The following is an 8,978-nucleotide window of genomic DNA, read 5'->3' as shown; positions in this document are numbered from 1 at the left end:
TTCATAAAGTCCATAGCTTATTAAAGTGCGCCTAAAATGTCCGATTATCCATTTTTCATTCCACAAGTCGTGCTCTTCGCGAATTCTTCCTTGTTTTGGTTCAAGGTTGCGAACGAGCACCGCGAGTTTCGCAATTACCTAAGTCAATACTTTTTTTAGTTGCATTGATGCCAATTTTCACGGATGTCACTGAATTATTTTTTACCGTATTAAGCAATGATAAATAAACGACATCCATAGTTATACGATTAGGCTTTTTCTTTAAAGTTTCTCCTTCAATTTTAACCCAATCTACAGTGTTAACGAGCAAACCTGTAGCCTGATAATACCAGGTGTCCGGAGTGTCATTTTCATCCCCGCCCCACACCTTGCTATTCAGTTCTTCTTTCAGTTCCTCTTCCGTCATGTCATCCCAGACATCAATCGTTGCATTCTCATTCAGCTTCTTTTCTGCCTGCACAGCCGGCTGAATCTGAGTCTGTTCTACCGGAAGAAGCTCTTCCTCTTCTGGTTGCTCTGCATCAGAAGCAGTTGCTTTCTCTGGCTCCTCTGGTACCGTCACATCATCAATCAGATCGCCATCTCCATCGGCTTCTTCCGCATTGGAAGAAGTCGCCTTTGATACTGCCTTTTCCTGATCATACTGATCGTCTGGCTCATCTGCATCAGAGGAAGTTGCCTCATCCACATTCTTCAGAGCTTCCGGCTTATCTTCCAATGCCTGTGCCTCATTTGCTACCGGTACCTCGGTTTTTCCTGCGAGGGCCGGTGTCGGAACGCTCGTTGCCGTCACTGCAACAGCAAGTCCCATTGCGCATTTTTGTTTCCACAACTTTTTCTTACGCATACGTTCTCCTTTATCCCTTTTCTTTCCTTTCACCATTCTCATATCAATCAGCTATTTTCCTTAAATATTAAATAGATATTAGATAAAAGAAAGCAAAAGTAATAATTTTCTAAAACTTCTTTTAAAATTGTATCATAAAATAGCTTTTTTTACTAGCTCAAACTATAAAAACGCACAAAAAAAAGCCATGGCATTTCTGCCACAGCTTTCTTTTTCCTCTCGTGCAGAAGAAGGGAGTCGAACCCTCAAGGTATTGCTACCACACGGACCTGAACCGTGCGCGTCTGCCAATTCCGCCACTTCTGCAAACCATTGTCCCGACAAATGCTTTGCCGTTTCAACGATATGTAGTATATCGCATCCATAAATAAAAGTCAACTATTTTTTGAATTATTTTGTTTTTTTGTTATATTCTGAAAATGCCATCATTTCATCCCACCACCTACAATCACTTACACGATTGCTTAGAAGCAGGAGATTTCCCGCTCACAGCGTGTCAAAGCAGAACCGGCAATTCTCACAAGTTCTCTCTCAGCGGCAAAACATCTGGACTTCACAATACAAACTGCGACAATAAATTTTGCTATCCAAACTGCAAAATACAAAACAAAAAAGCTGCGACATCTCTGTCACAGCCTTCTCTTCTTTCATGCAGAAGAAGGGAGTCGAACCCTCAAGGTATTGCTACCACACGGACCTGAACCGTGCGCGTCTGCCAATTCCGCCACTTCTGCAAAGCTCCCCGAGTAGGACTTGAACCTACGACAGCGCGGTTAACAGCCGCGTGCTCTACCGACTGAGCTATCGAGGAATGTCGCAGAAAGAATTGCTTCTTTCTGTTCTATGCGGAAGATGGGACTTGAACCCACACGACATTGCTGCCACTAGATCCTTAGTCTAGCCTGTCTGCCAATTCCAGCACTTCCGCCGACTCCTATAATATATCACACCTTCCTGTTTTTGGCAAGTGTTTTTTTGAAATTTTTTTATTTTTTTTAATCATTGCTACTAACCGGAAAAAACATACAACAAATACAACACGATCGCCGCATCGCTTCATCCCAAATAATGTAAAAAAGAATGTGCCTTGGCACATTCTCGCGCCGAGGCGCGGTTGCTTTGGCAACCATCTTCCCCTGCGCCGAGTGCGCATCCTTGCGGAGCATTTTTTGTATGATAGGACGCAATTTCCTATCATACAAAAAAATCTGCGGAGAAAACGCAAGAGATGTGTTTTCTTCGCAGATTCCCAATATCCTCTGTTCTGATTAAGCCAGTTTGGACTTAGCCAGCTCAGCCAGCTTTGCAAATCCCTCTGCATCGTTGATTGCCATATCGGACAGGACCTTACGGTTCATCTCAACGTTAGCCAGCTTTAAGCCGTACATGAACTTGGAGTAGGACAGACCATTGATTCTTGCTGCTGCGTTGATACGAGCGATCCACAGCTGACGGAACTGTCTCTTTCTCTGCTTACGGCCTGCATAAGAGCTGGTAAGAGCTCTCATTACGGACTGCTTTGCTACTCTATACTGCTTAGAACGAGCGCCTCTGTAACCCTTTGCCATCTTCAGCACTCTGTTGTGTTTCTTCTTTGCGTTCATACCGCCTTTAATTCTTGCCATCGGTTATTCCTCCTTCTTACACGAATCAGTCTATTACAGATATGGTAAAATCTTCTTCATTACCTTTGCGTTGGTAGCATCGGTAACGATATCTTTTCTAAGATTTCTCTTTCTCTTTGTAGACTTCTTAGTTAAGATGTGAGACTTGTATGCTTTATTTCTTACCAGCTTACCGGTACCGGTCTTTTTGAAACGCTTTGCAGCTGCTCTGCTTGTTTTTAATTTAGGCATAATTTCTTCCTCCTTGATCGAACTTGCTTTACTTCTTTGCAGTCAAAAACATAACCAGGCTGCGGCCCTCTACCTTTGAAGGTTTATCAACAACCGCAATATCCTTCAGGCTCTCCGCAAAATCATCCAGGATATATCTGGATTTGGACATGTGTGCCATCTCACGGCCACGGAAACGCAGAGTAACTTTTACTTTGTCGCCCTTCTCCAGGAACTTCCGTGCTGCGCCTGTCTTGGTGTTTAAGTCATTGGTATCAATATTCGGTGACAGTCGAACCTCTTTTACCTCGATTACTTTCTGCTTCTTTCTGGCTTCTTTCTCTTTTCTAGCCAGCTCGTAGCGGTACTTTCCGTAATCAATGATCTTGCAAACCGGCGGCTTTGCGGTCGGTGCAATCTTCACCAGATCCAGTTCTGCCTCCTGCGCAAGTTTGTATGCGTCCTTTGCGGACATGATTCCAAGCTGCTCTCCATTTTCTCCGATCAGACGAATTTCTTTATCTCTGATCTGCTCATTGATCATTAACTCGCTAATTGTCGTACACCTCCATCATGGAATTTCTTATTAATAAAATCCATCCAGCCTGCTTCTCTGCATAAAAAAAGTAGATAGACAAACTTCTATCCACCCTCAAAAGTTACACAGGACGATTTCGCCGCTCATACGTGTCTCTTATCTATAAACCAAGGTCACTCTCTCGTGCCATGGTGAGGTGGATACCTACTTTCCTGCCGTTGTTCTCACAACTTTTGTTAGTATACTCTTATCTTCCATAAAAGTCAAGCGGTTTTTTTAGATTTTCTGCGTATTCTTGCGGAAGCATTTTTTTACCGGCTTTGCGCTCTGCCCTGTAATAACAAGCAAAGGTGAGCACAAAACCGGCACCCTCTTTTTCGTTCTGTTTTTTTATTTTTCTTTCTTATAAATCAGATAACACGGAATTCCGACAAGAAGCATTCCCCCAATGATATTTCCGATCGTCACCGGAATAAAATTGTGGAGACTCTGAAGCGGAGTCAATGAAGCCAGCTGCTCGGCAGTGATCTGGTACGCCTCCTGCGCTTTCGCCGCATACACCGGATTTGATGCCGCCATCATTCCAACCGGAATATAAAACATATTGGCAACACAGTGTTCAAATCCTCCCGTCACAAATGCGAGAATCGGGAAGAAGATTGCCCAGATTTTTCCGTCAATATCGGTCGCTGCACCTGCCATCAAAATTGCAATGCAAACCAGAATGTTGCAGAGAATTCCGGATGTTACCGCCTTCACCGGTGTAATTCCAACTTTTCCAACTGCAACCTTGATCGCATAAGCACCAAGCAGGCCGCCTGAATAGTCCAGATTTCCGGAAAAATAGATCAGCGCATCAATCAGAAGCGCTCCGACCAGATTGGAGAGATACACCACCAGAAGATTTCGCAGGCAGGCCTTCACCGTAATCTTTTTTCCAATTACGTCCATCACCAGCAAACAGTTTCCTGTGAAGAGTTCTCCTCCAACAAACACGATCATCATCAGCCCCACCGGGAAAATCATGCCCGCTGCCGCTCTCGCCACACCTACATTTTCGATTGCATGCACGGCTGTGCTGCTCGTAGCTCCTCCAAGGGCAATAAACGCACCTGCCACGATGCCGAGAAGGATCATCTTTCCAAGCGGAAGACTCGCCTTTCCCTCTCCAGCCTTCATGTTCGCATTGATTACCTCAAGAGGCGTGTTAAATTGTCTGTCCATCGTTTCCTTCCTTTTTCCTTTGTATATCCTTATTTTTTCGGCTTATAAGTCTATCATAGGAAGAAACAATTGACAATCCTGTTTTTGATTCTTTTTCTCAATTTGCCTGATTGGATGGAAAAGAATACAAAGCTGCCTGACCGCATTCCCGTACAAATGCCTCTGTCGCTTCATCCGCATTGGCATACACCCCTGCCCCCTGATCATTTGCAATCTTTGTAAATACCGTGCGAATAAAGAGTTCTACGCTTCCATCATTTACAAACTCCGCCTCAATCTCGTTTTCCTTCGCTTTTTCTTTCCCAGAAATTGCCGGATACCTCTCATTTTTTCCATTTTTCTTCACAGAAGGCATTCCCTTGATGGTCGCCATCTGGTCAATCTGTGATGTCTCTGCCAAAAATCTCAGAAATTCCGCTGCGTACTCCTTCGCATCACTGTTTTTGGAAATGGAAAATCCATACCAAGGTTCTGTGTAGGCATAAGCGCCCTTCTCCCCGAACGGAACATATCGAAATTCATATTCAAACGGCGCTGACTTAAAATGCTCCGATTTTGTCTCACGCTTTTTCGTTCCGCTGAAACTCTCCGCCGTGCAGACCCAAAACGGCATATCTCCTTCAAAAAATCCCAGAATAGAGCCATCATAGTTATCGCTCGGGTAAGTCTGGTTTTTTTCATAATCCGTATATCCATTGTCAATGATCGTCTGAATCCGTTCAAAAACCGGTTTTAATTTTTCCTCCGCCGATGGACTTCCCTCTTTTAATTCCGCGAGAAGAGTCTCATCTTCCGCGAGAAGATTCATCATCATATTGACTCCGAGTTCCGAATAGACATGGATCTCAGAACCCTGAATCGGAAGATATCCCTTTTGTTTCATGCTCTCAAGCACATCGAGAAATTCCGGGTAATTCTTTGGCACAGACAGCCCGTTTTCCTTAAGCAGCGTCTTGTTCACTGCAATTCCGCACGGATTCTGCATGATCGGCAGATGCAGAAGTTCTCCATTTTCCGTGCAGTAAGAGAGCATTTCCGGCATGATCTGGTCAAAATTAATGTCAAACTGCGTGAGATCTTCGCAGAAATCTGCCACATAGTCTTCCTCCGGCTCCCGATTTTTGATGTTTGCCTCCGCTGTCATAAAAATATCGACACCCTGATTGTTCCGGATATAGTCAGCAAGCATCTTGGAACCATTCTGTTCATAGAGAACCGTAACATTCGGATAAATCTGATTAAAAGAGGCGACAGCCTGGTCAAGAGCCTCAAAGTTTGCCATAAATCCGGTAATATCCAGAGTCTGAGCCGCCTTAGTGTCCAGCCTCGGCTCGAATTTCTCCACCTTGTGATTCTCTCCCTTTGCACATGCAGACAAAAGAAATGCCGCTCCAAGCATTGCCAAAATCCCTGTTCTCTGTATTCTGCCCTTCGCCTGTCTCTCACACTTTTTCTGCTCTCTCATTTTTTCCTCCAGTACTCCCACCGTTTCTGATGCATTTTCCTTTTTTCTTTTTTCTCGGTCTTCCCTTTCTTTTCACTCTTTTCACGGTTTTCGCATTTTCTTTCTGCTCTTTCTGCTCTTTCCGCTTTTTCCGCTTTTTTCTCACCGAGTTTTTCTATCTGAGTCTCTCATCTCTGCTTTTTTGATCTTTTTCAGTGCACCAAGTACCTGCTTGATGTTGATCGGTTTTGCGAGATGTCCATCCATGCCGGCTTCCCTGCACGCGCGAATATCCTCGGCAAACGCATCTGCCGTCATCGCAATAATCGGAATTCTTCCATCAAGTTCCCCGCTCTCCTCCATCTTTCGGATTGTCCTTGTCGCCTCTCTGCCATTCATCATCGGCATCTGAATATCCATCAAAATCAGATCATATTTCTTTTTCGGAGAGGATGCGAGCATCTCCACACAAATTTTACCATTTTCTGCACGATCACATGGGATCTCATACTCACTCAGAATGGCCTGAATGATCTCCCAGTTCAAATCGTTGTCTTCCGCCACAAGAATGTGCAGATCGGAAAGTCCGCAGCGATCCGCCTCCTCTCCCCAGTCAGAATCCTGACTGAGAACATCCGTCTCCTGCTCGGCAACATCCAGATCCAGATAGACCGTGAATGTCGTTCCCTTTCCGATCTCGCTCTCGCACATAATGCTTCCGTTCATCAGATCCACCAGCTGGCGGATGATCGCAAGACCCAGACCAGTTCCCTGAATTTTGCTGATTCGGCTGTCTTCTTCACGTGTAAAAGAATGATACATCGTCTTCTGAAATTCCGGACTCATTCCCATTCCATTGTCTGCTACTTTACAGATAAGACGAATCTTCTGCGGCTGTCTCGATTCAGAAGAACGTCCATCTTCTGCTTCCTTCCGATCTGTCCGTCCATTCTTCCTTGTCTGCCCCATCGGTTCGGTCTGCTCGACCGGCTCGATTTGTCTGATTTGTTCAATTCGTTCCTCTGAAATCTCCAAAAGTACTCTTCCGCCGTTTTCTGTATATTTTACAGCGTTTGTCAAGAGATTCAAAAGAATCTGATTCAGTCTGAGCTGATCTGCCGCCAGCGCATCACAGATGATTTCATTCATCTTTACATCAAAAGTGATTTTTTTCTGCTCCGCCTGCGGACGCACCATACTCACGATCTCATCAATCGCCTCCCGCAAAGAAAACGGCTGAATCTCAAGTTCCATTTTTCCGCTCTCGATCTTTGAAATATCTAAAATATCGTTGATCAGCGTGAGAAGATGATTTCCGGCCCACGCCACCTTGCTCAGACACTCTCCCATGTATTTCGGATCATCGAGATGTTTTCTCGCTAAGTCCGTCATACCGATCACTGCATTCATCGGGGTTCGGATATCATGGGAAACCGTTGAGAGGAAGTCTGTTTTCGCCTGATTTGCCTGCTCTGCAAGGACAAGAGCCCGTTTCAGCTTCTTGTTGATCGAGAGAATGTACACGCCATCCATAAGAGTCAAAAACAAAAGACTTCCACAGACAATCCACACGATATTCCAGTCCACACTCACCTGATTCATCTGATTTACCGGAATATATCCGAGAATGTCAAGTTCAAGATCTCTTCCAAAGCTGGAATAGTACCAATAGCAGTCCTCCCCGCGGAAATTTTTGTACTGTAAAAGTCCCTTTTCCGTTGTCCGGAGACGTTCGGCAAGATCTTCCACCTCATTGTAGTCATCCTGAAAATTATATCCCCGAATGTAATCTAAAAAGCTTCTCGACTTCATGGAGGCAGACTGCACCACATATTCTCCATCACTCGTGATGATGCTGATCTCCGCGGACGGATATTCGGTCGGGAACACCCATGCGCGCTGCAAGTAATCTACCGGGATAACTCGCAGAAGAAGATATGGTTTTCTTCTGGCCTTTCCAATCTTGATCTCAACCTTTGTTCCAACACTGATCACGGACTGCTGCGTCTCTCCCACGCGGTACTTTCCGAGAATCAAGACCTCGTCTCCGGTAGACGTGAACATTTTCTCCATTTTCCGGAGCGCGGTCTTGTTCGCATTGTATGTTCCCTCTCGAAATGCCTGATAGGCAGTAATCACATCACTTCCATTTTTTAAATAAGTAGATCTTGCGGACATATCATCCATATCCACAATGTGCGCATACCGATCCTTCTGTGTGTTTGCGGTCCGAAGATATTCAATCGCCTCGTCCATCGTCATGTTTTTGTGAGTGATATATTGCGCCCAGTCATCCACATATCCTTTTTCTGTATACAAATAGCTCTCTGACAGCTGTTTCATCGATTCTACCGCCGTACAGAAATTCTCCATCTGAAGCCTGCTGTTCTCTTTTCTGAAATTTTCCGAATATAAAACTGCCAAAACCCCGGCAATCAAAATCATGACCAGATTGCAGACCAGCAGCGCCGCTCTTCCCCAACTGCCTTTCCGCATCTTACGTTCTGCTCTCTTTTGTTCTCCGTTCAATTCTTCTCCCTCGAACACGTTTCCGTACTCTCATCCCCATACATTCTCATCTGCAACTGTTCTCCGTTTTCACAATTGCAAGCAAAAATCCATTCAAAATCTATACTCCGTTTCCATGCAAATAAAGTGCACACTACCGGCACCTTATATCATTACCTTTTATTATAAAACAAAAGTATAAAAATAGCAAACTCCATGATTTTCGAAAAATTCATGGCTTATTAAGAAATTATTCATTTTGTATCTTCATTTCTATGATAAGATAAATTTGCAAAAGATTTAAACCTGCACGTTGCTATTTTTTCTCTTTGTCCAGGTTTTCCAGCTCTGCCAATCAGATCCAATCCGATCGGCATATGAAGATGGAGAACAAGCCAGAGCAGAAACCGGCGTGCACAAAAAATGCTTGCACAGAAGCACAAAAGTCCAGCTAATAAATGTCAATAGATAAATGAAAAAATATTTTTTCTAAGAAAAGTGCAAACTTACCCCTTGGTGAAAATATCATCAAAAAAGATATTGATTCAGTAGGTAGTACTATTTTACGCAACTACGTCGCAT

General features: G+C 44.2%; 7 protein-coding genes and 4 tRNA genes. All 11 read right to left on the bottom strand.

The window, feature by feature from the left end; genetic code table 11:
* Positions 1–100 precede the first annotated feature (100 nt).
* Positions 101–889 (bottom strand): hypothetical protein, encoded by a 789-nt coding sequence (locus ACR0QE_RS12245; RefSeq protein WP_432628623.1) that lies wholly within the window; start codon positions 887–889, stop codon positions 101–103.
* 180 nt (positions 890–1,069) lie between these two features.
* Positions 1,070–1,153: transfer RNA gene (locus ACR0QE_RS12240), tRNA-Leu, on the bottom strand.
* 344 nt (positions 1,154–1,497) lie between these two features.
* A tRNA-Leu gene (locus ACR0QE_RS12235) sits at positions 1,498–1,581 on the bottom strand.
* 4 nt (positions 1,582–1,585) lie between these two features.
* Positions 1,586–1,658: transfer RNA gene (locus ACR0QE_RS12230), tRNA-Asn, on the bottom strand.
* 33 nt (positions 1,659–1,691) lie between these two features.
* Positions 1,692–1,775 (bottom strand) — tRNA-Leu (locus tag ACR0QE_RS12225).
* A 340-nt stretch (positions 1,776–2,115) separates the two neighbouring features.
* On the bottom strand, positions 2,116–2,472 hold the full coding sequence (gene rplT / locus ACR0QE_RS12220) for a 50S ribosomal protein L20 (protein WP_308451660.1): 357 nt from the start codon (positions 2,470–2,472) through the stop codon (positions 2,116–2,118).
* Positions 2,473–2,505: 33 nt separating this feature from the next.
* On the bottom strand, positions 2,506–2,703 hold the full coding sequence (rpmI, locus tag ACR0QE_RS12215; RefSeq protein ID WP_002603682.1) for a 50S ribosomal protein L35: 198 nt from the start codon (positions 2,701–2,703) through the stop codon (positions 2,506–2,508).
* Positions 2,704–2,731: 28 nt separating this feature from the next.
* Positions 2,732–3,226 (bottom strand): translation initiation factor IF-3, encoded by a 495-nt coding sequence (gene infC, locus ACR0QE_RS12210; protein WP_432628622.1) that lies wholly within the window; start codon positions 3,224–3,226, stop codon positions 2,732–2,734.
* Positions 3,227–3,610: 384 nt separating this feature from the next.
* Entirely contained in the window at positions 3,611–4,444 is an 834-nt protein-coding gene (locus ACR0QE_RS12205; protein WP_432628621.1) for a formate/nitrite transporter family protein, read from the bottom strand.
* A gap of 97 nt (positions 4,445–4,541) precedes the next feature.
* Positions 4,542–5,909 (bottom strand): ABC transporter substrate-binding protein, encoded by a 1,368-nt coding sequence (locus ACR0QE_RS12200; protein ID WP_432628620.1) that lies wholly within the window; start codon positions 5,907–5,909, stop codon positions 4,542–4,544.
* Between the two features lie 141 nt (positions 5,910–6,050).
* The gene (locus ACR0QE_RS12195; protein WP_432628619.1) at positions 6,051–8,384 is read right to left on the bottom strand and encodes a hybrid sensor histidine kinase/response regulator; all 2,334 of its coding nucleotides are present in this window, start codon (positions 8,382–8,384) and stop codon (positions 6,051–6,053) included.
* Between the last annotated feature and the right edge of the window lie 594 nt (positions 8,385–8,978).

The organism is Brotaphodocola sp., assembly GCF_050873065.1.
Taxonomy (GTDB): Bacteria; Bacillota; Clostridia; order Lachnospirales; family Lachnospiraceae; genus Brotaphodocola.
This window is presented reverse-complemented; position numbering and strand designations above follow the sequence as displayed.

Bases quoted from the DNA above. Each gene is read 5' to 3' on its own strand.
- infC (WP_432628622.1), bottom strand. From the start codon at position 3,226: ATGATCAATGAGCAGATCAGAGATAAAGAAATTCGTCTGATCGGAGAA.
- ACR0QE_RS12205 (WP_432628621.1), bottom strand. From the start codon at position 4,444: ATGGACAGACAATTTAACACGCCTCTTGAGGTAATCAATGCGAACATG.
- ACR0QE_RS12200 (WP_432628620.1), bottom strand. From the start codon at position 5,909: ATGAGAGAGCAGAAAAAGTGTGAGAGACAGGCGAAGGGCAGAATACAG.
- ACR0QE_RS12195 (WP_432628619.1), bottom strand. From the start codon at position 8,384: ATGCGGAAAGGCAGTTGGGGAAGAGCGGCGCTGCTGGTCTGCAATCTG.
- ACR0QE_RS12245 (WP_432628623.1), bottom strand. From the start codon at position 889: ATGAGAATGGTGAAAGGAAAGAAAAGGGATAAAGGAGAACGTATGCGT.
- rpmI (WP_002603682.1), bottom strand. From the start codon at position 2,703: ATGCCTAAATTAAAAACAAGCAGAGCAGCTGCAAAGCGTTTCAAAAAG.
- rplT (WP_308451660.1), bottom strand. From the start codon at position 2,472: ATGGCAAGAATTAAAGGCGGTATGAACGCAAAGAAGAAACACAACAGA.